Raw genomic sequence first — 24,365 nt, forward strand, 5'->3', positions numbered from 1 at the left:
TTCAGAAAGGAGATCATGTGAAAAATAAAGTTAAACAAGCAGTTGTGATGAAAATTGCCTTGTATTGTGCGCCACTACTTGTCATTTTAATACCAGTGCTTTTAATCATTGCGTTAACAATGAACAATCCTAGTGTTGTCTGTCAGACTGATACAACCACTAAGACGACAAGTTCAGATAGTGGTTCCAGTAATGGCTCCTTAACTGATAAAAGTTCAGATATTGGTAAAAGAGTTAGTTATATTATTGATCGTTTTAAAAAAGCTGGTTATTCAGGGGACAATATTTCAGCAATCATTGCGATTGGTTGGCGTGAAAGTAACTTAAACCCTAAAGCGGTTAATCCTGCTGGCTCTGTTAAAGGTATCTGGCAATGGGGTGCTGGTGGTATCAACGGTAATCGCTATCAAAATACGGCAGATACAGTTGAAGCCCAGGTCGATTTAGCATTTAAAGAATTGGCAAGTAGCCATACTGTTGCTAGATTGGGATTAGCAAATGCTAAAGATATTGATAGTTCAGCTTTAGCCTGGGACACAGGTTTTGAGGGTGTTGGGGCAAGTGATCCACAGCGTAAAGTGTCCGAAGTTAAGGCTTGGGCGGAGTCAATTAAAAAAACGTATGATCTTAATTTTGAGGGATCATTAAGCAGTGGCAATAATGCTGTTAGTGATAGTAATACATCAGCAAGTAATAGCGCAGACAGTGATAGCAATAATCAAAGTGCTTATTGTAATACTGATGATAGTGGTTCGGCTGACGGTACAGGCAAGATTAAAGAGAGTGGGCTATCATTTTGGGACAAAAACAGCATTCCAGATGACATTAAGCCCTACGTGCATAATATTACGTCCAAAAAACTAGACTGGAGTTTAACAACACCAGACGCTTACAATCAGTGTGCTGGTTTTTCACAAGTCTATATGAATGAGATTTGGTCACCAAATTTTACCTTTAGAGGAAATGGTAATGTTACGGCAGAAGCAGTGGCAAAATTGACTGGTGCTAAGGTTACCACAACACCAAAGGCTGGGGCGGTTTTTTCTTCTGATCGTCCTAATCATACGGGCGTGGTGTTACATGTTTTGGCAAATGGTGACTTAATTATTGCTAATCAAAATGCGGTCAAATCTGGACAGAATGCAGGCACTAGTAAAGATTATGAAATTACGTTAGTGCCTAAGAAATCGTATGCTAAGGACAGTCAAGCCGTTGGTTATGGTGACATGACTTTTGCTTATCCTGGTGACAATTCAAAGTATAAATTACATTGGTAAAGAAAGGGAATAGATTATGACAGCAGTACAAGTGGGATCAGATATTAGTATTTTGCCAGATAGTGCCTATCATTTGGTGAGAGAAATCTTTATAACCGTTAAAAATGATTATCTACATTTATATACGGCTTATCAGAGTTCAAACAAGTTAAGTAGCAAGGCTATGCAGTCAGTTTATATTGAATTGGCACATTTCTATCAACGGTATGACGATAAAATGACACCTTATTTAGTGCAAGATTTATATGAGCAAATTAAGCAGGTAGAACGTTTAGTAGCATTATTAACAACGTGTGACCAGGCATTAGAAAATTTAGATCAGACCATTAGTTTAATTGAACATCAATATGAAGATGAAGCTGTCATCAATGACGCTATGAAAACTATTCGTAAACAGTATCAGGCATTGCTAGAAAAAGTTGGCTTAGACGGCAGTGTTATTGATCATGTTAATCAAGCAATAGATCATATTCATGGTCAATATCGTAAATTACAGGTTCAAAACAAAGCGTTATTTTTTGCACAATTGGAAAATATTCACGATCAAACAATTAAGTATATTCGACACTATATTGAGATTGAGTTTATTCAAAAACGGATTGATTATGGATTTGATCAGTTTAATACATTTTTGCGATTAGTCGTTGATAATGCCGTTTATCGTAAACAAGTTCATAATTAAATGAATTAACATATCATAACAATACATACCAATATCTAACAAAAAGTGGTATAATGGTATTAAATAAAGTAAGAGAGGTATTGGTTATGAAAGCTATTCAAGTATCTGCACGGGTTGATCAAAGCATAAAAGAGTCTGCTCAAAAAGTATTTGAACGTCAAGGGTTAGATATGGCGACGGCCATTAAAATGTTTATCACTAAGACAGCTTACGAACAGCAAATACCTTTGTCAGTTCAAGAGTCTAATAAACATGCCTATCCTGATGACTGGTTTAGTGAGCAACGTATTGCCAATCGTGATGAAATTACGCGTTTAGCATTCGAAAAATCACCAATTCAGGATTTAGATTTATCTAAGAAAGAAGACCGTGAGGAATTTATGCAATGAGTAGTGATATTCGTGAGCATAGTATCATGATCGCTGATTTAGCTTATGATGAAGGGCGTGAAGCAGGATCTAAGGTACGTCCAGCATTTGTTGTGAAATATGATAATCAAAAGATTACGTATTATAAAATCACGAGTCAATTTAATAATAAGTCTGATTATTTTCAAAATAAGTATTTTGAAATTAAAGATTGGGCGTATGCTGGATTAAAAAAACCGTCCTGGATTGATACATTTAAGATACGTCGAGTAGATGAGCAGTATGTTGTGATTAAATTTGTTGGTTATTTGTCAGCAAATGATGAAGCCAGGTTCGTAGAATTTTTATCTAATTTAAATTAATAAACAGGGTTAGTAATTACAGTATTGTGGTTGCTAACCTTTTTTTATTTGCTTCAAGGAACAAGTGTTCGCATAATGTTAATTACAAATACTAATTAATAGGAGAATTTGATTATGGTAAAAGAAATAGAACCAGAGTTTAGTGCCCTGGTCACTAATTATTTTCAGCATGATTATAGGGAACGTGGTATAAAAAAGTGGCGTGGTTTTTTTCTAAGTGATCACACTTCTGCGTTTAATCGTGAAGCTGTGAAACATCAGGAAAACGAAAAGCAGTTACCACAAATGAGCTTAGATGAAATTAAACGTGTTGCCTTACATGCTGGTGCCAATTATCATTTTGTGTCTGTACAGCTTAATGAAATGAACTATAATTATGAGATCAAATTAATCATTGGGTTAATGCCAGACCAATGAAAACGCTCAACTGGCAATCACCGCGAAAAGTCTTTCAGCAACATGTGGTGTTCGGATGATTCTTGCAATCTTCCATAATTAATACCATTCAAGTTATTATTCGTTTTATAGTCCCAGCCAAGAACATTATTGAAAAACTGCTGTGTTTCTTCAGTATTAGAAGAACCTATTTCAAACCATGCTACTTTATTAAATTGATTTTCATTCATTTTTTGAGTCCTCCTTTAATTAATAACTATAATTGTGGGTGAAAGTGATCAATAATTAAATACATAATATTAGGTTTTTTATGAAGAAAACCTTACTTTATAAGTTCTTTATATAAATATTAGTGGGTATAATAAAGAGGAGGGAATAAAATGGTAGATGATATTGATATTAAAATATTACGTCTTTTGAAATACAACTCTAAAATAGTTGTCAGGCATTTGGCAAGAAAAATACACTTAAGCGCTCCAGCAACTGCCGAAAGAATTAAGCGACTAAAGGAGCAAGGTGTTATTAAACGCTACACAATTACGGTAAATCCAGAAAAACTCGGGTATACTAGACCATTTTTTATTAGAATTAACACAGCATACTTACAAGAAAGACAGTATTTACATTTTATTAACAATAATCAAAAATATATTTTACATCATTACCGAACTACTGGGAATTTTAATTATATGCTTGAAGGTTCATTTAGAAATACCTATGAGTTCAATTTATTTTTAGATAAATTAGAAGTGTTTGCAAAATATGAAGTTATTGATATTCTCGATGAAAAATTCTAAAAAGGTTATGGTGCAATGATCAAATTACCATCCAACATTGAAGTACGAGGCGCAAAAGTAAATAATTTAAAAAACGTTGATATAGATATTCCACTGCATAAATTTGTGGTTATTTCGGGACGTAGCGGATCAGGAAAATCTTCCTTGGCTATGGGTGTCTTATATGCAGAAGGTATGCGACGCTATGTTAGCTCACTATCAACATATACGCGAAGACGGTTGGCTCAGGCTAAAAAAACAAATGTTTCAAGTATTAAGAACATTCCCAGCGCTATTGCGCTAAAACAACGCCCTTCAATCCCAGATGTCCGTTCTACTGTGGGTACGATGACTGAAACATTGAATCTCTTACGTTTAATATTTTCTAGAATAGGGTCACCCGTGTGTCCAAATGGACACCGTATGGAACCCACAATAGATATTGCAAGAGCTATGGACCTACCTAATGATGGTGTTAGCCATATGGGGGAGATTACTTGTCCTACTTGCCATGTCGCATTTAACGCATATTCTGCTGAAGATTTTGCTTTCAATTCATATGGCGCTTGTCCTACATGTAATGGTTCTGGGACAACCAAAAAGTTAGATATAGAAAAATTAATTTCCAACCCTAAACTAACCATCAGAGAGGGCGCGGTTGAATCATGGAAAGTACCTGGCCGTAATTTCATGCCTTATGTTGTTGAACAAGCAGGAATTAACATTGATACCCCTTACGAAAAATTGTCTGATAAAGATAAAGAATTTATCTTAAACGGTCAAGAGCAAAAATATGAAATAAATATTCCAACCAAATCTGGAAAAGTATTTCATATGGACAATGCAATATATGAAAATGCAAAAAATGCTATTATACGTACATTCGAAAGTACAGATAATCCCAAAACGTTACAGCGTTTAGAAAAATTCTACAGCACATCAACCTGTTCTACATGTCATGGATCTAGATTTAACCCAGAATTATTTACACAAGTATTAGTCGACAAGAATATTGCTGAAGTAAGTGATATGGAGCTAGCACAGCTACTAATATTTATAAAAAAAATTAAGCAATGGCTTCCAAAGGATGTTTTTACACTTGGAAATAGATTGTTAAATGAATTCAAAGAATTGATTACGCCCTTAATAGACTTAGGACTTGATTATTTAACACTATCCAGACCAGGAAGTAGCTTATCAACGGGTGAGCTACAACGTATTCAATTGAGCCGCACCTTACGAACTGAAACAACTGGTGTGCTATATGTATTGGATGAACCCTCAATCGGTTTACACCCTTCAAACGTTGATGGATTAATAAAAATAATTAGAGGATTAGTTAGACAGGGTAATTCAGTGGTAGTAGTTGATCATGACACTTCAATTATTTCTTCTGCTGATTACATCGTGGAAATCGGTCCTGAATCAGGAACCGAAGGTGGCGAAATTGTTGCTCAAGGAACGTTACCAGAAACTATTGAAAACAAAAACTCTCTTATCAGACCATTTTTAAATGGCACTGCTCAGATTGTCCAACGACCTATATGGGAAGATAACAAGATTCTATACGACATGGGCTCAATTGATATTTCCATTAGCAATTACCACAACATTAAACATGTATCTGCAGGTTTCCCAGTTAATAAATTTACCGTCATCAGTGGTTTTTCAGGAGCAGGTAAATCAACTTTATTGTTTGATGCATTGATGCCAGCGCTGCAGAATAATACCCCAAATTTTGTCACGAAATTTAATCCCGGAAAAATCAAAAATGCTTTTGCCATTAGCGCTGCACCAATAGGAAAAAATATTCGCTCAACGGTGGCAACATATACAACTATCCTTGATGACCTGAGAGATATTTTTTCCTCCCTTGCTGAAAGTAAAAGAAATAAATTAACTAAAAAAAGTTTTTCTTATAATCTACAAGATGGTGCCTGCCCCACATGTAATGGTACGGGAGAAGTAAATTTAGATATTCAATTTCTGCCCGATATGCAAGAAATTTGTCCCGCCTGTCATGGAGACAGATATAACAAAGATGTTCTGAAAATTAAATGGCAAGGATATAGTATTGCCGATATTTTGAAATTAAATATTGAAGATTCTCAAAAAATATTTAGTGAGCGTCCCAAAACACTAAGGATTCTCAGGATCTTAGAGGACATTGGATTAGGTTATCTCACATTAGGAGAAAGTACTATGGCTCTTTCAGGTGGAGAGTCCCAGAGACTTAGGTTATCAAAGTTTATTAATAAAACACAAAAAAACAGTGTTTTTATTTTTGATGAACCAACAATAGGGCTGCATCCGTTAGACGTTCAGATACTTATAAAAGTAATACAAAAGTTAATTATGCAAGGCGCAACTGTTATTGCTATTGAGCATGACTTAGATATGATAAGAAATGCTGATTTTATAATTGATATGGGACCAGGGGGTGGCACTCGAGGTGGTGAAATATTAGCAGAAGGTACTGTTGATGATATTATTTCTAATTCGCATAGTGTTACTGGAAAATGGATTAAAAAAAGTATGAAATAAGTAATTATCTTATGTTGATGAGATTGCTAAAAACTAAGAAAGAAGGTAATATATACCCTAGGGGGTATATATTACCTTCTTTCTTAATCATAGAAACCTAGAATATTTGGAGGAAAGCAGAAATGAGTGCAACAATCAAAGAAATTACTGATAGTACATTTGAAAATGAAACACAAGAAGGGGTTACTTTGACCGATTTTCGTGCTGATTGGTGCCCGCCATGCAAGATGATGGACCCTATACTACAACACTTATCAGAAGAAAATCAATTAGGCGGTAAAATAAAGTTTACCTCAGTAAATATCGATGAAAATAAACAGGTTGCCAGCCAACTAGGCATTCAAGGTATCCCCACGTTAATTATTAAGAAAAATGGTCAAGTCATTGATAAAATTGTTGGATTTCATCCTAAAGATGAAATCGAAAATACTTTAAAAAAGTATATCTAAGAGGTATAACATGAGGATTATTATAGTGGGGGGGGTAGCAGCCGGTATGTCAGCTGCTACTAGACTGCGAAGGCTATCTGAAAAAGATGAAATTATAGTCTTCGAAAAAGGCCCTTTCGTTTCTTTTGCAAATTGTGGGTTACCTTACCACATTAGCAAAACGATTAAACATCGCTCCCAATTAATTGTGCAAACCGCTGATGATTTAAGAAGTAGGTTTAATATAGATGTACGTGTTAACAGTGAAGTGACCCATATTGATAGAGATAATAAGATGATATCTGTCAATCATGATGACCAACAAGAGAAGCTATATTATGATAAATTAATATTATCTTTAGGATCTAGTCCTGTAATACCTAAGATTGAGGGGCTTCATACTCAATCAAACATTTTTCAATTACGTAATATCCCTGATTTAGATAACATTATGAGCCATTTAGATGAGAGTATTAAAACGGTTGCGGTACTTGGTACTGGATTTATTGGTATAGAAGTTACTGAAAATTTGATTAAGAGAGGTTTTTCAGTCAATCTTATTGAACGTTCTAACCAAATATTGCCAAATCTTGATATTGAGATGGCACAGTCGATTACGAATGAGCTCATAAAAAATGACGTTCGTATCAATACGGGAACTACTATAAATAAGGTGAGCAGAGACATTCTTTATTTAGATAATGGTATGTCAATACAAGCTGATGCTGTTATTATTGCTGCAGGAATTCGACCAAATTCTGATATAGCCATAGCTGCAGGCCTAAAAGTTGGGCCCAATAAAGGCATTGTTGTGGATCATGATTTTAAAACAAGTGACTCTAACATTTATGCAATTGGTGACGTTATCAGTGTTATTCATCAAATTACTGAACAGGAAACACTAATTCCATTAGCGGGACCAGCAAACAGACATGGGCGACAAGTTGCTGATGCTATTCACGGTTTATCTATTAAAAATAAACCTGAGATTGGCACATCAATCGTTAAGGTTTTTTCTAAATCAGCTGCAAGTACAGGTATTAATGAAAAACAAGCAAAGCAACTTGGTTTAAATTATCATGTGACTCATACTTTTTCTTATCATCACGCAAGCTATTATCCTGGCGCAACACAAGTTATGATGAAACTTATTTTTACAAATACTGGTGATATTATAGGTGCCCAAGCTGTTGGAAATCAAGGTGTAGATAAGCGTATTGATCTTCTTGCAACGGCAATCAAATTTAGGCTGAAAGTAGATGATTTACCTGAACTGGAATTAACGTATGCTCCTCCTTTCGGAGCAGCTAAAGATCCCGTTCATATTTCCGGTTATGTGGCTGAAAATATTATTAATAGTCGATCTCATAATATTCAATATAATGAATTAGAGAATTACAGGCGTGATGGTTACTTATTAATTGATGTACGATCTTCTCAGGAAATTAGAGCTATGGGATTAATTAATGGTTTCATAAATATTCCGTTAGAAAAAATACGAGACCATATTAATCAAATACCAAAAGATACTGGTATCATTGTATCGTGTGCTACAGGTCAACGAAGTTATACAGCTGAACGAATATTTATTAATAATGGATTCAGAAATGTCAAAAATCTTGATGGTGCGTTTTCACTGTATCAGTTGATGTATCCACAAAACATTGTAAAATAATTGACTTATGAGGTTCAGGTATGAATACAATAGCATATCAGTATGAAAATATACAAAATAGGTTAAAGAGATCAGCAGGCCAAATAAATGGAATTGTCAATATGATTGATGAAGAGCGTCCTTGTGAAGAGGTCGTCACACAGTTATCTGCTGTCAGAGCAAGTCTTGATAAGGCAATAAAGTTAGTTATTGCTGAAAATATTAGAAATTGTTCAGAAGCAGAAACAGGATCTGAGCAATATCAAAAGGCACTTGAACTGTTAGTTAGAGCTAAATAGATAGGAACATTAAAATTTAATATGAAAATTCAACAAATTAGAAATGCCACCGTAAAAATAGAGTATAGTGATCAAACCTTCTTAGTGGATCCCATGCTTTCTAAAAAAGAAACACTGGCTCCATTTCCAAGTAAGGATGGAAACACTAATAAAAATCCACTTGTAGATTTGACTGAGTCTATATCTTCTATTTTAGAAGGTATTACCGCTGTGATTGTTACCCATAATCACGTAGATCATTGGGATTCAAGAGCAATGGAGGTGATTAATAAAAACACGCCCATTTTTGTCCAGGATCGTGGTGATCAAATTAGTATTGCAAACTCTGGTTTTAATGACGTACGTATTTTAGGTATTACTGAAAAATTAGGTGATGTTATTATAAAAAAAATTACAGGTCAGCACTATGAGAATGACGCTGTAAAGCAATTGTTGGATAATTATACCGATACCAGTCATACTATGGGATTTTTTCTTGAATCCGTAAACGAAAAATCGATTTTATTTACTGGTGATACAATTTGGTTTGAAGGGTTAAAAAGTAACCTGGAAAAACTAGAACCAGGTGTCGTTGTAATGAATTCTGGAGGGAATGGAGTTGAATCTGGGAGATTAATATTAGATGCACAGGATGTTGTTGAAATCCATAAAACTCTTCCTAAGACACTGCTTATAGCAAGTCATATGGAAGCTGTGAATCATTGGACAACTTCTAAATCAGAATTGCTGTCTGTCGCAAAAGAAAATGATTTTGCTGATAGTTTAATCATACCGAATGATGGAGAACGTCTTGTACTTTAATAATTATCGTTAATAGGCGCAAGGTACTAAATATACTTTGGAGACTAATATAATTTTAGTAGATTTAACAAGTATTTTTGATAAATCCAAAAATTAATAATGTGATCTAAAAAGGTTGTTGTCTAGGCATAATAGTGTAGACAACAACCTTTTTAATACAATATGCTCATCAAACCATCAATATATCTGATTTTAAAGCTCCTCATCCTCGATTTTAAACATTGTGCTAAAAACTTTCTGAGGTAATTCTATATCATTGGATGCAGCTTTTCTTTGATTAATATTTTGCCTTCTGAGGAGTTCTTGTTGCTTGGAAATACTATTATTCTTTCCACTAACTGCCGCATTTTTTCTTAATGGTGGGACATCTACCCTTGCAATAACTTTCCCCTCCATCATTACTTGCACTGGTAGTGGGTATAATCTTTTGGGAATAGTATATTTTAATTGGTGAACTATTTTTTGCGCAATGGATTCTGATTCCGATTTGTAAGTGATGGACGTTAATTCGTCTACTCTGACGTAGTTAATATAAATATCAAGTCTAACAACATTCGTACGATAGTAACCTATAGATGTTGTTGCTAGAGAAGCGTAACCATGTGAAATTGATTTTAATTTATTGAAAAAGGAATAGATAATCTTAGATAGTGGCACACGATAAGATAAGCTAACTAAATCACTATGATTATCAATACCTATAAACTCGCCTCTATTTTCAGAAAGTAATTTCATCACTGCATTAATTGTCTTTTGTGGTGTAATGATAGTTGCTTTAATGATTATTTCATCTACATGATCAATCATCTCAAAATTTGGAAAAGTAGCCGGATTAACAATTGTAACATTTTCATTATTTTTAAGATAAACGCGATAGGGTACATTTGGATAGGTTATTAATACATCAATCAAAAATTCTTTTTTTAAACGTTCTTTTATAATTTGTAAATGAAAGATGCCTAACAATCCTACTCTAAATCCCATACCTAAAGCATTTGAATACTCCTCTTTGATGCTTAATGATGAATCATTAAGTTTAAGTTGTTTTAACGCTTTGGCTAACAACTTATAGTCTCCCAAAGGATATATTCCAGCAAATACTGTCACTTGACTCATTTTAATAGTGGGTAAAAGTGAGTTAGTTGGTGCGTTGGCATCTGTTATCGTTTCGCCAACATAAGATGTATCTACATTTTTTATACCTGTAATCAAATATCCCACTTCTCCAGATTTTAACTGTGATTTAGGCATACGTATTGTCGTGAAAATACCAAGTTCATGGATTTGAAATGTGATATTTTTTGATAAAAACATCAGTTTCTGATTATTTTTTAGAATACCATCGACAATTCGAATATATAAAATAACACCTTGGAATGGATCATAATAAGAGTCAAAAACCAAAGCAGATAATTTTTTTTTATCATTTCCTGCTGGAGGCAAAAGATTAAGAACTACTGTTTCCATAAGTTCATGTATTCCAACACCTGTCTTGGCAGATATTTTTAAAATATCTCTGTTTTGATATTCTGGACATAACGTCTTTATCTCTGTTTCAATTTTATGAGTATTTATACCTGCTATATCTACTTTGTTAATCACTGGTAATATTTTTACTCCAAGTTTTTTACCAATTCTTAAATTAGCTAAAGTTTGTGCTTCAATGCCTTGAGTAGCATCGATTAAGAGAATTGCATTATCGCTAGCTGTGAGACTTTTAGTAACTTCATCTTGAAAATCAACATGCCCAGGTGTATCAATTAAATTAATTTCGTATTTTTCATTATTATCTGCAAGATAAGTATTCTGAATGGCTCTTGCTTTTACGGTTACGCCATGATCCCTTTCAACCTGCAAATCATCAAGTATTTGATCTTCCATTTCACGGCTAGAAATTGTATTTGTAGCCTCTATAATACGATCAGATAATGTTGATTTACCATGATCTATGTGTGCAATGATAGCTAAATTTCTTATATTTTTACTCATCTGGACTAACTCCTAATATTATTACAATGCCAGAAGTCTATATACCCTGGCCACTATTAAACCACTATTAGTCCAACTAATAATATTCTGTTCATATTTTATACCTTTCTAGATGTAATATTGAAGTATTTACTTTTCTCCCTCTGTAGCTTTATAGAGTTCACCCCACTGCCACATTTCATGGATCACTGGTTTTAGTTTCCACCCAATATCAGTTAAAGAATACTCCACTTTTACTGGTACTTCTGCATATATTTTACGCTCAACTAATCCACGGATTTCCATAATTTTCAAATGCTGTGACAAAACTTTATTTGAAATACCATCTAATCCTTTTATTAATTCACTAAATCTCCTTGTACCATTCAACAATTCACGAATAATCAGTATCTTCCAATGATCTCCAATTAAAAGTGCGGTCGTGGCAACTGGGCAAGGGGGAAGTTCTAGGTATTTTAATTCTGTCATAATGTGCTTCCTTTCTATAGTTACTGATGAGTAACTAGGTGATTTATCAATATTTTATTTACATGTACAACTTTATATCTTAACATATAATATATAAAGAATAAATTAATTCAAAGGAGAATTTATTATGAATATCGGCATTATTGGTGCAACTGGAAAATTAGGAACTTTATTGGTTGAAAAATTAACTCTTAAGGGTGAAAAACCTACTGCAGTCGTACGAAATAAAGCAAAACTTACAACTAATGTGCCCGTAATTGAAAAGGATATCTTTGATCTAACGTCTGAAGATATTAAAGAATTTGACGTACTAGTAAACACTTTTAACGCGCCCCTTGATGATCCAAAACAATTTATTACATCTACTGAACATTTAATTTCAATTTTAAAAGAAACAAAGACTCGGTTAGTATTTGCTGGTGGTGCAGGTGTATTATTAGTGGACGAGCATACAATGTTAGTTGATACACCAGAAGTACCTGCTGAATTTAAGCCAATCGCTGAGGCTGAAGTTACTGCTTTTAAAGCTTTAGCTGAGGTAAAAGATTTTGATTGGACATACATGGCACCTCCTGTAGTTATGGAATTTGACGCACCTCATACTGGTAATCACTCGTTTTCTGGCAATAAGTTAGGCGTTAATGCTGAGGGTAAAAGCTTTATCAGCTATTCAGACTATGCAGATGCATTTGTGGAAAAAATTTTCAACCCTGAAAACCATACTATTGTTGGTGTATATTCTTAACCTAATTTTTCATTTATTAATATCTGCTCTTATACTAAGAAGGTGGGCTATTTTATTCGGTCCATAAATATAGTATAGGGGTATTTTCATATTAATTTATTATAAGAAAAATTTATAGATTTGCTGCTAAAACTTAGCCAAAAGAAGGTCGTTAATTTAAATAATGAGCAATGTGATTGTTCCCATTAAAGAATTCTATTGGTATGTGAGCTAGATAGGGTAAGCCGTAGTGATTAATGTAGATCCAAGATAGTAAAGGATGTCAAGCATCTAGAGAAGTTTCCTGTTATCCTAGTAGGTAAAAATGAAAATTTGTCGTGTAAGATTACTAGTAATTGAACAGTGTTGGATCCAGAGATAATAGTTTTCATATCAAGTTCAGCATGGGCTACGGTTAATTTTATTAATATCTAGTCTGTAGGCATCATGATAACAGCCACTTAGAAATCTTTCATCTAAATTTGAATCGTGTAGCAGTTCACTGAAAGAAATACCGTACGTTAATATAATTTTAAACAACGATTTGTTGATATAAAAATTTTTTTAACTACAAGCGCAGTTTAAATGATAACAAAGTAACAGAATGGGAATAATCCGGTTCATTGGATGTCTGAGTAATTTTTAGTGCAATAAATAGTCAGCTCCATTCTCTAGGTTGCTAATGTTCTAATTCAAATTTTGCAGTTACGTCATTAAATTAAAATGAATTTAATACTTATATTCTTAATATTAATTTTCAAAGGTGACCAAAGCTTATGCAGTAGCGATAGTTTATCCCAGTACAAGGAGAAAATAATATGGTAAATGAAATTGAGTTAACAACAGAAAATTACGAACAGATTGTGTCAAAGGGGATAACCATAGTTGATTTTCGTGCGGATTGGTGTGCCCCCTGCAGAATGATGGATTCTGTTCTAGAAAAGGTAGCAGAAGACCCATCATACAAAAATGTTAAATTTGGTAAGGTAAATGTAGATAAAAATATGGAGCTGAATGTTCGTCACTCTATTTCTGGGATTCCAACTTTTTTATTTTACAAGGATGGAGAAATTATTGACAGATCAGTAGGTCTGCAAACAAAGAATACTGTTAAAAGTATGTTAAATAGTTCATTGAATAAATAGTGATCAATATCCATGTGTAATATTCAATATATTTCTTAATTTTTTCGTTTAGTATTTTATTTGACTGATAATTGTATTGATTTTTCTATAAGCGTATTTCATATATTTATATTCGTTCAATCTAAAATCATTTGAAAGGGAATATTTTTTGTATATCTTCGCTCTATGCACATAAAATTTTTGCAATAAAATCATTTATACCTCAATTTTTAAAAAATTGAGTAATTTACCAATAATAGTAATAGTTTCATGTTTTTATCATTTTAGCCAGAAAACTACTTTAACTCCCCTATTAAAGTATATCGTCTGAATGCTAGTTTGCTCCACAAGTGTATCCCAATTTGAACCAGAGTCATTGATAATATTTATATTAATTTGTTCTCCCGTTACCTAAACAACAATGTTGTTTAGCATTCATGATTATCTGAATAGTTTTTTAATATATTGCACGGTCCTAGGTGAAATATTGAATGCTTCGGCAGTTACTTTAACAGTATGTGTTTTTGAATATTCAAAGATAGCAGTATTTCGGCTATCTTTTTTTCTTTTGGGTCTGCCTTCTTTATAGTTAGGATTGTGTTGCTTAGCAAATATTTTTCCTGCTTGTGTACGTTCAATAATCATGTCACGTTCCATCTCCGCAACCGACAATAAGGTTCTAACAATCATACGACCCATAGGAGTGTTATCAATCGTTCCTAAGTTTAAAACTTTGATAACGATTTTTTCTTTTAATAGGGAGTCAATTAAATTTAGCGCTTCTCGCGTGTTACGGGCAAAACGGTCTAATTTTGTGACAATCAAAGTATCATTTGGTTCAACTAAATGAACTAACTTTTCGAATTGAGGACGTGTGGTAGTGGTCCCAGAATATTTTTCACTCATAATGATATCAGCACCAGCCTTCTTCAAAGTATCTTTTTGTTCATTTAACGATTGTCCCGCTGTTGAGACGCGTGCATAGCCATAAACTGTCATTTTCCACCTCATTAATTTGCATAATTAAATTGCATAGTATAAAACCTATTATATCAAGGGATATAAAAAGCGCAAGATACTTATAAGTATTTTGCGCTTTTTAATAAGTAATAATGTATTTTAATTACTTAGGAAGTTGAAAAGATAAAGTTGACTTAGAGTAGTTTAGTTAATTTTACAAGCGACGCTTTTGCACTCTCGTCATAAAAACCATTTTTTCCAAAATCTACCCACTTATCATCTAATTTTGCTTTATTATTAGGACCAAAAATATCCCCTGAAAAAGAATAATTTTCTTTCTGATATGATCCCAGACCATTGTTGTCTCTGCTTCTGAAACGACCAATGGCAATAAAAAATATTCTTCTGGCCCCAGCGGCTTCCAATAAATTACGAAGCGCCTCGAAAGAAGTACCGTTAGTAACGTAATCATCTAGTATACATACAGTTTTACCCTTAATTTTTTGTTTATATTTAGGATTGATTTCTATAGTGTCTAAATGTTTTTTTGCACCAATAAATAAGCGCTGATTTTTTTGTGTTTGATGACTTTTAGTTGTTTGTGTGTGCCTAATAAATATTGGATCTTTAACTCGGTTTCCAGTTAAATAACGGCAGTGATCTTTTATTTCAAGCATTTCTTGGTTAAAATTAGTACCAGATGAAGGCATAATACCCCACAAATTGGTTTCGCGGAGGTCCGGATTTTCCATTATAGATGATAGTAGATAAAATAATACAGCTGAAAAATATTGGCGGTTGCCTTGTTTTAATGTGTTTCTAAAGATATCAATAAGTTGTGATTCAGTTTCTGTAGCACCATAGTTATTTGCGCTAGTTAAAGCATAAACGGTTGTTTTTTTATCAACGTCTAATTGGTAATAAAAATTTTTTCTTACACTTAAAATTTTCAGTATTTTTATAAGACTGTCGATACTAATAATGTTTGTTCCATATTTTTGTGCCAATGCATCAATCTCGTTAGCCCACATAGGACATAAAAATAAAATTTTTAGATTAGAAGCTTTAAACATATCTTCTTTTTTTGGCCCCAATAAAATATTTTTACCTGGATGCTGTAAAATAAACGTTTTAAAACTTGCGGAATCACTACGAGCTATGAAATATACATTAGCAAGAGAATTACTATCTAATTGTTTAGCAATGTCTTTATAATTGCCACGATGTGAAATTAATATAATGTTCAAATCAGTTGATATTGTTCCATTAACTAGAGGTTCTAAATCAGTAACCCAATTAGAAGGTTTATTATTATCCATAATGCAAATGGACTCAATAGATACATATAAATTCATTGCTACTTCCTTTCAATTTTCATATAGCTCAGCAAACTGTCCAATATTTTTATAAATTGTTCCTTGACCAGAATTTAATATTTTTTTTATACCGGAAGACTGGTTGTCAAAACAAAATATTTTTTTCTTCTGTTTCCACGCATATCGTGCTGTGTGCATTGTTCCGCTTCTAGACCTTAGCTCCGGCAACAATAGACAATCACCTAAACCTGAGATAATTCTGTTACGTGTGATAAAATTCTTTCGAGATACATTTGTAGTATAAAACTCTGATATTAGAAGACCACCACTATCCAAAATTTGGTCGGCTTGCTGCTTATGGGCAGAAGGAATAATTGATAAAATACTACCTGGTAAAACTGCAACTGTGTAGCCACCTAATTTTGCAGTTAGACTATTTGTTATGATGTCAGTTCCATATGCTAGACCGCTAACAGTACCGAAATTATTTTTAACGATATTTACTACGGTTCTGGATAGAATATCACTATTTATGTCACTTATTTGTCTACTTCCAGCTACTGCTATTAATTTGGTTTCGTTTAGCTTATGATAGTTACCTCTGACAAACAATAAGAAAGGAGGATTTGGTATATGTAGTAAATGTTTAGGAAAATCGTCGTCAAAATAAATTTTAATGATAACTTTGTTATCATTGAATTTTTTTAAAAAATTGTTCGTTTCTTGCTTTGACTTAATAACTAAATCTTGATTAGTTATTAAGCTAATATCTTTTTGTGTAAAAGGAATTAGTCTAGACATATAATAGTCAGCAAAATGTCCATCATATATTCTTTTTAGATCATTACATTCTAAGTTTAAATAAATAATACTTAATGTCGGTATCGAAATACCCAAGTGATATAACCAAAAAATATAATTGTTTTTGTTTTCATACAAAATCATATTATGAATCACTTAATTCCTTTCAAACATAAATGTTTACTATTTTGATCAATTAGATTTAAACTATACTCCAATTAGAATATTGCGAATTCGAATACTATCCTACAGTATCTCTATATTTGTTAATATATTACAATAATATTATTCCTAAAACAATTTTTTTCTCGTGCTGTTACTTTAGTAATCACATAATTATCTATTAAAAAATGAATGTCTTAATAGTTATGTTCAGCGTCTAAATAATGTTTTAAATTTGTTATTTTTTATGTGGTTTACTTAACTATATTTTAATCTTTTCTTCTTGTTATGTGAATGACTATTTTGGTGTAGAGTTACCACGCTTCTTTTACTTTTTCTACATTATGCTCTTTATAGCAATTAAAATGAATTTTATTTATGTTTTACGCCTTTACCCTCTTACGACACGCCACAAAGTCTGTTTTAAGCTTTTTTCACAATCTATACCAATTTAAAAATCATCACTGGTTAAGGCTTTAAATTTTCTTTTTTGTGTTGATGTTAGTGAATTTTGAACATAACTGTCAATCAATAATTCTATTACCTCGTAGTCAAACTTTGTTTTGTTAATAGCTTTGAGTGCATCTAATTCCGTTTTAATACTTTCAGAAATTTTAATTTGCGACTTTTGATTGACAAATTTTTCTTTATTAGATTTTTGGTTTTTAGTTTCAATACTATCTGTTTTAATTGTAGATTGTGGTTTTGGTGTTACTTTCTTTTCTCTACTATCATTTAAAGAAAATTGTTCTTTAGCTGGAATGTTACCTTGTACTCTGGGGTTCATTCCTTTTAGTACGCTATTACTCATTTTAGTTTACCTCTTTTTCATAAAAATTTAGTCTAGTAATTAGCTCATCTGTGACTTCGTTATACTTTTGTAGAACTTTTGAGTCATGTCTATCATGATTTGTAATACCATTTATATCAAAGCGCTTAATACGTTCCATTTGTGGCACAATTGTTGAGAAAATATTGCTTTCACCGAAAATTTCTTTAGCATTTTCAATAATATATTCATCAACTGTTCCAGTGTTTTTTAAAAGAACTGGCAGTAAACCTACAACTGTTAGATTTAGATCATATTTTTCATTTAGTTTATTTAATTCTTCGATATAATTTTCTGCACCAGTTAGTGAATGCTCTTGTGTTTGTAGTGAAATTAAAACATAGTCAGAACTAGTAACAGCATTACGTGTAATCTCTTTAGACATTGGTGGAACATCAATAATAATAATATCAAAGCTTTCTTTTATTGGATCTAATAGTTTTGAAAAATAAAAATCTTCGTCTGTTTGATTGTCTGTGTTTTGGTATAAAAACTTTGCAAATTCTTCGAAATCAATATTTGAAGGCATTAAAAATAAATTATCAATAATTTTTATTGGTAGATCATCAATTTTATTGTCAGCAATACCACGCATAAGTGTTTTTTCAAACGTGAGTATTCCGTCTTCATCTTGGTTTAACTTTGTTAAAGTTAGTGTTTTTGTGGCGTTTGCTTGAGGATCAAGATCAATAACTAAGGTCTTAATTCCTTTTTGTGCTAATGTATATGCTATTAGAATACTATTAGTAGTTTTTCCTACACCACCTTTGAAGTTTCCAACTGTCAGCGTGATTGCTTGTTTTCTATTTGTTTTTAATTCCATGATTAGTCCTTTATAAAAAAATAATATATAACTATATAACTATTTATAAATATAACTATATCACTATAGATAAATATATCAATAGATAAATATAACTTTTTAACTATTTAAATGGCTGTATATGTTGGTTTGATAGTATTTATAAATAGTTAAATATCCCGTTTTAACTATTTAACTATTTATAAAAAGTTAAATAGTTAAATAGTTAAATAGTTAAAAAGTTAAATATCACTATTAAACAAATATGTTATTGACAGGGTGATTAGGGTATATTATATTGATAGTGTTAATAAAAAAGAATAAAAGAAAAGCCACCAAGGATTGCCGTCCTTGATAGCTACATACATCTTATTTGTTTGATCAATGTAGCTCTATTATACAACATAACCTTTGTGTTGTAAATGTGGGTGATTTCAAAAAGAGTGAAGCCAAACACTTTAAGGGGTATGGCATATATGACGTGTAGGGGGTAGTTATCTAGTGTAACTCGGAAGATCCAAATCGCTGTATATGGTATACGAAAAAATAGACAAGTGCCATTTTCCCAGACACTACTGTACAAAAATATTTGGGTGCTACACAAACAAGCCATACTGGGCGTGTAGTAGGGTGAGAGCGACCATTAACGGCTCGGCAGGTAAAACGGTGTCTACGGACACAGAGCTTGTCTTTAAGTTGTATCGTGACAAAGAGAATAAATATAGTGATACAACGCCAATAAGGGCGTTTTTTTATTGGTTCAATGACTAAGTAATTGATTAAAGCAAGTGGGTAAGACCAAAGCTTGTATGGATAAGGTGACGGACGACTGAACGATCGGTCAAGTGTTTGTTTGATTAAAGTTTTTTTCTTCCTAAAAACAAGGGAAAAACTATCTTCGGCTCAAAACTTCCCTCACTCTCAATCAAGCATTTGTGACTTGCCTGTGTCAACAACTTCTTTTAGTTTTCTCTATTGGTTTTGATTTAAAGACATTAAAAAAAGCCACAATGATAATAATAACCACGGGCGAGCTTAACTGTTGTGTTGGCGGTTGGCTGTTGCGCGGCTGCCGTGTCTGGTGGCAGATTTTATTTGATATTGAATTGATAGTTTTTATAAATATAGTTGGCGATTGTTTGCTGTGAGTAAATAAAAATATTTTTTACCTGTTTTTCTTCTTCAATGACCTGTTTAGCTGTTTGAAAGTAGAATAAGTTAAATAATCGGATTCGCATAGCTTGGCTACTAATGCCAAAATATTTACATAAATAATTAAAAGGCTTTCTTTCGTTTAGCAATGATTGAATGGCTTTTTTGTTTGCTAATAACATACCAGCTATATTATTGGCTTCTTTTTCAAAGATTTGGTCTTCTTCGGTATAATCGTTTTCTTGCATTAAAGAAGGATATGTTTGATTATTTTTGTGAAGTAAGAAGTGCCCAATTTCGTGCATGATTGTAAAGTGTTGTCGGGTTTCTGTACATTCATTGTTGTAACAGATCATGGCCATACGATTATCTTTCAAAGTTAATCCATAAATGCCATAGGTATCTGCGATGATCGTACTAAATTCATTTTTATTGAGTGGGACGAGAACAATTTTATGGTTGTCTTCTAAATAGTTTGATATATGCCACCATTTCAGGTCTTGTGGATCACAATTATTTTCTGTTGCAACCGTTTCAATTAATTGGGTTGCCTGATTTTCAAGTTCGGTATATTTTTCTATCTCGTCAGTATTCATTTAGTTTTCTTTTTCCTGATCGTCTAACTTTTTCTCTTCTTCTTGTAATCTCTTAAAGGCGAAATCCCTTAACATTGTGAGTTCTTTTTTGAAATCCTCACGTTTTTCTTCTGGCACATTTTTCATGTCGATACGAAAATAAACATCAATTGGCGTTGGGTCGTCAGTTCTCCCCAAAAGATAGTCCGTTGAAGTATCTAGTACATCGGCTGTCTTTTGTATCGTTTCACCCTTTGGAATGTTACTTTTCCAACTATATATTGAGGTTTTGGCAATGCCAATTTTTTCCTCTAATTCGGATAATGACAAACCTTTTTCTTTTGCCAATTTTTTTGTTCTATCTAGTATAGTTTCCATATTTTCAATTTCCTGAATTTAATTTCAAAAAAAACATTGACATTGAATCTAGTTTCAATTAAAATAGTATTTGTAAGTTAGTTGATAAAAAAAAACCAGTGAGTTGGGCGACATTTAATTTTATCTATGTGAGTTAATTTTTTATCTTCTATCCTTATGAGAGAATAAAAAAAGGTGCGCAAGGCACCAGACAAAGTTATAAAAACTGAATATACAGTCATTTAGATAACAATTATATTCATTTTTACAATTACCTCTAAGCAAGTTAATTGTATGTGAGATATTAAAATAATGCAAGTTTTTTGTGCTTAATTTTTTGTTATCCTACCTGGCGAGTAGTCATGGGGTCGAGCGTTCATATCTAGCTCGTGATGATTAACTGCGTTATGTCAATTAATCATCAACTACTGAAATAAAACCCGTAGCGGTGTCAAAGGCGCGCAGAGTGTGGGGGAGTTAAACGTCATGTGGCGTTTGGCAGAACACAAATTGTAGATTTTAAAGAATGCCAGGATCATTTTTTTAAAGGTGTGAGCGTTCGCAACGATTGGTTATAAACCATTTGAGTTTATTGCTGATGTTGTTCGAAATAGATATGGATTGATAAGTTAAGTTGTTTTTTAGGTTTTTTTACAGCTTGACTTATTGTTTATAAATTATATTTTTTATAAAACACGTTCTTTTTAGCTAATTTAGTTGATCAGGGCGTTTTATTGTAGGGTGGTGGTTATGGGCGAAGATCCTGATGTGCTTACATTAGATGATGAGGGTCTATTAACAACCGACATTGAACTGATTAAGTGGTTTGAGGAAAAAGATAATCAAATTTTGAAAGGTTTGATTAAACCTGAAAACTATATCCCACTTAGTGAGTATGAACAAACGTATCATGAAAGGCAGTTTAAACGTTATTATGACTAATGATGAGGGCAAGACGAAAATATTCTTGCGTGGTGATTTTGAAAAGCCTTTGACGGCAGAGGAACATGCGGAATTGTTAGCTGATTTAAAGCCATTGGCTGGTAAGTATGAGTTCCATGTGTCGGTTGAGACTAAAATTTAATGGTTTGTTGTTAAGAACATTTTGATTTTTTAATCTGGAGTGTTCTTTTTATTTTGATTAAGAAAGAGAGTTTTAATTTTTATGAGTAAGATGTTGAAGTTGTTACCTGAAAAGGGTAACTTGAAGTTTTTGTATTTAGGAACACCTGATAATGGGCGACCACAGTTTTTGATTGAAGGTTCTGACGCTGATGCCTTGACTGTTACACCAGTTGGTAAGTTGCCAGAGGGCTTGAAGCCAAAAGATGTTGTGAAGTTTGAAAATATGACGCTTGATTTGGTGCCAATTGGTGGTTCACGTACTAAGGTGTCGGGTTTGACTGCTGTTATTAAGAAAGAAAATGAAACAGTAGCGACTACCTGGGCGAATGAGTCAGCCCGTACTATGGTTGTGGTCAAGGGTGAGTATTTCCCTGTTGTTGATACAGATTTCTTTACAGGTTCATTTATGTATGGTGCAACTCGTGATGTCTTTGAGACTTTGAATTATCAGGAACAACAAGATCGTGGTTCCCGTGTTGGTGATTTGATTGCTAAAGATGTTCGTGTGAGTGATGAAAATGGTAAGGCATTAACAGTTCGTGTGCCTGTGGGCGTATTCCCAGAGGGTGCCTTTAAGCCATTTGATAAGGTTGAATTTGAAAATTTGGTTGTGTCATTGTTTGACGGTTCAACCAATGATGATCCAGATCAAGATGTTTTGTTCTTCTCTGCTAGTGGTATTTCAAAGGCAACTGCTGATAATAAGCCACAAACAACTGCTAAGCCTGCTGAAGCTAAAACTAAGTAATGGCAGGAAAGTGGTTAATCAATGAGTAAATTATTTCCCCGTGGTTTCCGTGTTCGTTATTGGCATAGGCATTTAAGACGTGATGTTTTTATTGCAATTGGTCTTGTGCCAGTGGTCGTATTTTTGATCACGATTGTTTTTTGTTTACTTGCTATCATGCCACCTAGTAAAGGGCTAGTCAGTTTCACCAAAGCTTTGGTCACACAAGTTGATTGGTTAGCTTTTGTTAATAGTTTGTTACCGGGTCTTTATTTAACTTTGATTGCTATGGTGGTCTTAGTGCTTAGTGCAAGTTATTGGTATTGGAAGACTTATCAATTTCAAGGCTTTTGGGCGACTGTTTTTCGCTTAGAAAGGCTATCTAATTGGCTAATTGCTAATCAATATTATTTGGTCAAGGAAGTTGATGAAAAAGAACACCGTTTGAGTTTCAATTTGGGTGGTGAGAAAGGTGGTTGGCATTGGTAAAACAAAAAATTAAGCTGCCAAAAGTCAGTTTAAAGAACAATGGTAAGGTTGGTTTTTCAATCTATTTACCAATGGACGGACAAAAGTATCAAGATCGTTTTCGTGATCGACGTATTTCACAACCTATGTCGGCTATGTTGTTTGCGGACGGTGTGGGAACAAATGATATTTTTGGGTTTAAGTCATTTGACTTTATTTCTAATCCGTTGGGATTACGCTTAGGCTTATCTGACATGACCATAACAGATCATACGATTGAAATTATGAAAGGGGTGGTTTGGGATTATGAAAAATATCCCCAGGCACTTATTTCTGGTGATACGGGTTCTGGTAAATCATTCTTTTTGTTTAGTTTACTGAATGGGTTGATTAAAAGTGGTGCGATTGTTGATGTTGCGGATCCTAAAGAGACTGATTTATCAGTGCTTGGTAAAACAGCGTCACTAAAGTATCGTGTCACTTATGGTCGTGATCGTATTCTAAAATCATTTTATCGTTTTTATTTGGAAATGATTAAGCGTGGTCGTGAATATCATGATTTATTGAATGATAATTTAGAAGAAAATGTTGGCAATTATCGTAAGTATGGATTGAAACCACATTTTTTTGTTTTTGATGAATTTGGTGCGTTTGTTTCTGGTTTGAAATACAACGAAAGTGAAGCGATCCAGCAAATTTTGGGACAAATTACTATGTTAGGTCGTCAATTAGGTTACTTTGTAGCGATTGCTATGCAGAAACCAACGGCTGATACGATTGGTAGTGCGTCTCGTGATCAATTCCAGTTCCGTGTGGCACTTGGTAAGATGAAATCTAGTGGACTGTCTATGATGTTCCCTGATGATGTTGACGAAGTGCAGTTTAAGGAACTCTCAAAGAATTTAAAGGGGTGGGGTTATTTAGCTATGACACCAGGGCAAGCCAGATCATTTTTTGCGCCTGCTATTCCTAAAGACTTTGTTCCGTTTAAATATTTTGATGAATTAGGTCAGCAATATCCAGCCGTTCCAGTTGAGCCAATGGGTGAGATTAAGGAATTTTTGGATAGTAAAAGCGCTAAATATGTAGAATTGAACTTTTAGTTAGTCCCTATTAGTTATTTGGCAGGTCTAATTTGATTTATATAGTGATTGTAGGCAGTCGGGGTGCATGAGACGTTAAGCAAAGCACTTACAGCA

28 protein-coding genes and 1 pseudogene are annotated in these 24,365 nt (G+C 33.3%); 19 read left to right on the plus strand and 10 right to left on the minus strand.

The genetic code is table 11. The annotated features are described in order from the left end of the window. Positions 1-17 precede the first annotated feature (17 nt). From FGL72_RS09550 to FGL72_RS09575, 6 genes and pseudogenes are all read left to right on the plus strand, one after another. On the plus strand, positions 18-1,277 hold the full coding sequence (locus FGL72_RS09550; RefSeq protein ID WP_146992998.1) for a phage tail tip lysozyme: 1,260 nt from the start codon (positions 18-20) through the stop codon (positions 1,275-1,277). A gap of 16 nt (positions 1,278-1,293) precedes the next feature. Continuing rightward, positions 1,294-1,959 (plus strand): hypothetical protein, encoded by a 666-nt coding sequence (locus tag FGL72_RS09555; protein WP_014335258.1) that lies wholly within the window; start codon positions 1,294-1,296, stop codon positions 1,957-1,959. A 53-nt stretch (positions 1,960-2,012) separates the two neighbouring features. Continuing rightward, positions 2,013-2,348, plus strand: a complete 336-nt coding sequence (locus FGL72_RS09560; RefSeq protein WP_224143989.1) for a type II toxin-antitoxin system RelB/DinJ family antitoxin — start codon at positions 2,013-2,015, stop codon at positions 2,346-2,348. Then, the gene (locus tag FGL72_RS09565) at positions 2,345-2,689 is read left to right on the plus strand and encodes a type II toxin-antitoxin system PemK/MazF family toxin (RefSeq protein WP_014335260.1); all 345 of its coding nucleotides are present in this window, start codon (positions 2,345-2,347) and stop codon (positions 2,687-2,689) included. The genes FGL72_RS09560 and FGL72_RS09565 overlap by 4 nt, the downstream gene beginning before the upstream one ends. A gap of 114 nt (positions 2,690-2,803) precedes the next feature. Then, positions 2,804-3,106: a hypothetical protein gene (locus tag FGL72_RS09570; RefSeq protein ID WP_014335261.1), complete on the plus strand. Its 303-nt coding sequence runs from the start codon at positions 2,804-2,806 to the stop codon at positions 3,104-3,106. Further along, positions 3,070-3,165 (plus strand): annotated as a pseudogene (locus FGL72_RS09575) (IS30 family transposase); the annotation flags it as partial. The gene FGL72_RS09570 and the pseudogene FGL72_RS09575, both read left to right, overlap by 37 nt. Here the strand turns inward: FGL72_RS09575 and FGL72_RS09580 are convergent. Then, on the minus strand, positions 3,124-3,315 hold the full coding sequence (locus FGL72_RS09580; RefSeq protein WP_146993001.1) for a VOC family protein: 192 nt from the start codon (positions 3,313-3,315) through the stop codon (positions 3,124-3,126). The pseudogene FGL72_RS09575 and the gene FGL72_RS09580 overlap by 42 nt on opposite strands. Positions 3,316-3,465: 150 nt before the next feature. Here FGL72_RS09580 and FGL72_RS09585 point away from each other — a divergent pair, with 150 nt between their 5' ends. The 6 genes from FGL72_RS09585 to FGL72_RS09610 all read left to right on the plus strand — a co-directional run bounded on the left by FGL72_RS09585 (position 3,466) and on the right by FGL72_RS09610 (position 9,587). Further along, the gene (locus FGL72_RS09585) at positions 3,466-3,882 is read left to right on the plus strand and encodes an Lrp/AsnC family transcriptional regulator (RefSeq protein ID WP_014335263.1); all 417 of its coding nucleotides are present in this window, start codon (positions 3,466-3,468) and stop codon (positions 3,880-3,882) included. Positions 3,883-3,900: 18 nt separating this feature from the next. Beyond that, entirely contained in the window at positions 3,901-6,405 is a 2,505-nt protein-coding gene (locus tag FGL72_RS09590; protein WP_370928908.1) for an excinuclease ABC subunit UvrA, read from the plus strand. A gap of 122 nt (positions 6,406-6,527) precedes the next feature. After that, complete coding sequence (gene trxA, locus FGL72_RS09595; RefSeq protein WP_010276702.1) at positions 6,528-6,854, plus strand: thioredoxin; 327 nt, start codon at positions 6,528-6,530, stop codon at positions 6,852-6,854. Between the two features lie 10 nt (positions 6,855-6,864). Continuing rightward, a complete protein-coding gene (locus tag FGL72_RS09600; protein WP_078126281.1) occupies positions 6,865-8,508 on the plus strand; it encodes an FAD-dependent oxidoreductase in 1,644 nt (547 codons plus the stop codon). A gap of 20 nt (positions 8,509-8,528) precedes the next feature. Beyond that, positions 8,529-8,786, plus strand: coding sequence for a metal-sensitive transcriptional regulator (locus FGL72_RS09605; RefSeq protein ID WP_014335266.1), 258 nt, complete (start codon positions 8,529-8,531; stop codon positions 8,784-8,786). A 21-nt stretch (positions 8,787-8,807) separates the two neighbouring features. Further along, a complete protein-coding gene (locus tag FGL72_RS09610; protein ID WP_014975083.1) occupies positions 8,808-9,587 on the plus strand; it encodes an MBL fold metallo-hydrolase in 780 nt (259 codons plus the stop codon). A gap of 192 nt (positions 9,588-9,779) precedes the next feature. Here FGL72_RS09610 and lepA read toward each other — a convergent pair whose 3' ends face one another. Beyond that, complete coding sequence (gene lepA, locus FGL72_RS09615) at positions 9,780-11,576, minus strand: translation elongation factor 4 (RefSeq protein WP_135400486.1); 1,797 nt, start codon at positions 11,574-11,576, stop codon at positions 9,780-9,782. A 129-nt stretch (positions 11,577-11,705) separates the two neighbouring features. Continuing rightward, positions 11,706-12,044 carry a winged helix-turn-helix transcriptional regulator gene (locus FGL72_RS09620; RefSeq protein ID WP_014975082.1) on the minus strand — a complete coding sequence of 113 codons (339 nt, stop codon included), beginning with the start codon at positions 12,042-12,044 and terminating at the stop codon, positions 11,706-11,708. A gap of 127 nt (positions 12,045-12,171) precedes the next feature. On the opposite strand from FGL72_RS09620, the gene FGL72_RS09625 reads away from it, so the two are divergent. Further along, positions 12,172-12,789: an NAD(P)-dependent oxidoreductase gene (locus FGL72_RS09625; RefSeq protein ID WP_014335269.1), complete on the plus strand. Its 618-nt coding sequence runs from the start codon at positions 12,172-12,174 to the stop codon at positions 12,787-12,789. Positions 12,790-13,586: 797 nt separating this feature from the next. Further along, positions 13,587-13,913, plus strand: a complete 327-nt coding sequence (locus tag FGL72_RS09630) for a thioredoxin family protein (protein WP_014335270.1) — start codon at positions 13,587-13,589, stop codon at positions 13,911-13,913. Positions 13,914-14,333: 420 nt separating this feature from the next. Here the strand turns inward: FGL72_RS09630 and FGL72_RS09635 are convergent, their stop codons facing one another. From FGL72_RS09635 to FGL72_RS09665, 7 genes are all read right to left on the minus strand, one after another. Continuing rightward, complete coding sequence (locus tag FGL72_RS09635) at positions 14,334-14,891, minus strand: recombinase family protein (protein WP_014335271.1); 558 nt, start codon at positions 14,889-14,891, stop codon at positions 14,334-14,336. A 155-nt stretch (positions 14,892-15,046) separates the two neighbouring features. Next, positions 15,047-16,207 carry a phosphoribosyltransferase gene (locus FGL72_RS09640; protein WP_146993003.1) on the minus strand — a complete coding sequence of 387 codons (1,161 nt, stop codon included), beginning with the start codon at positions 16,205-16,207 and terminating at the stop codon, positions 15,047-15,049. 12 nt (positions 16,208-16,219) lie between these two features. After that, positions 16,220-17,113, minus strand: a complete 894-nt coding sequence (locus tag FGL72_RS09645) for a DNA-processing protein DprA (RefSeq protein ID WP_146993005.1) — start codon at positions 17,111-17,113, stop codon at positions 16,220-16,222. Positions 17,114-17,582: 469 nt separating this feature from the next. After that, a complete protein-coding gene (locus tag FGL72_RS09650; protein ID WP_146993007.1) occupies positions 17,583-17,942 on the minus strand; it encodes a hypothetical protein in 360 nt (119 codons plus the stop codon). 1 nt (position 17,943) lies between these two features. Beyond that, positions 17,944-18,783 (minus strand): ParA family protein, encoded by an 840-nt coding sequence (locus FGL72_RS09655; protein WP_146993009.1) that lies wholly within the window; start codon positions 18,781-18,783, stop codon positions 17,944-17,946. Positions 18,784-19,853: 1,070 nt separating this feature from the next. Then, positions 19,854-20,510 carry an ImmA/IrrE family metallo-endopeptidase gene (locus tag FGL72_RS09660; RefSeq protein WP_146993012.1) on the minus strand — a complete coding sequence of 219 codons (657 nt, stop codon included), beginning with the start codon at positions 20,508-20,510 and terminating at the stop codon, positions 19,854-19,856. After that, positions 20,511-20,867: a helix-turn-helix domain-containing protein gene (locus tag FGL72_RS09665; RefSeq protein WP_146993014.1), complete on the minus strand. Its 357-nt coding sequence runs from the start codon at positions 20,865-20,867 to the stop codon at positions 20,511-20,513. Between the two features lie 729 nt (positions 20,868-21,596). Between FGL72_RS09665 and FGL72_RS09670 the strand changes: the two genes are divergently transcribed. The 5 genes from FGL72_RS09670 (at position 21,597) to FGL72_RS09685 (ending at position 24,269) form a co-directional block, all read left to right on the plus strand. After that, positions 21,597-21,788 carry a hypothetical protein gene (locus FGL72_RS09670; protein WP_146993016.1) on the plus strand — a complete coding sequence of 64 codons (192 nt, stop codon included), beginning with the start codon at positions 21,597-21,599 and terminating at the stop codon, positions 21,786-21,788. After that, a complete protein-coding gene (locus tag FGL72_RS09785; protein ID WP_164481475.1) occupies positions 21,781-21,930 on the plus strand; it encodes a hypothetical protein in 150 nt (49 codons plus the stop codon). The genes FGL72_RS09670 and FGL72_RS09785 overlap by 8 nt, the downstream gene beginning before the upstream one ends. An 81-nt stretch (positions 21,931-22,011) precedes the next feature. Then, positions 22,012-22,719, plus strand: a complete 708-nt coding sequence (locus FGL72_RS09675) for a hypothetical protein (protein WP_031559778.1) — start codon at positions 22,012-22,014, stop codon at positions 22,717-22,719. A 21-nt stretch (positions 22,720-22,740) separates the two neighbouring features. Next, positions 22,741-23,187, plus strand: coding sequence for a hypothetical protein (locus tag FGL72_RS09680; RefSeq protein WP_146993019.1), 447 nt, complete (start codon positions 22,741-22,743; stop codon positions 23,185-23,187). Next, positions 23,181-24,269 carry a P-loop NTPase family protein gene (locus FGL72_RS09685; protein WP_135400510.1) on the plus strand — a complete coding sequence of 363 codons (1,089 nt, stop codon included), beginning with the start codon at positions 23,181-23,183 and terminating at the stop codon, positions 24,267-24,269. The genes FGL72_RS09680 and FGL72_RS09685 overlap by 7 nt, the downstream gene beginning before the upstream one ends. The last annotated feature ends 96 nt before the right edge of the window (positions 24,270-24,365 follow it).

It is taken from the genome of Leuconostoc citreum (assembly GCF_007954785.1).
Taxonomy (GTDB): domain Bacteria; phylum Bacillota; class Bacilli; order Lactobacillales; family Lactobacillaceae; genus Leuconostoc; species Leuconostoc citreum.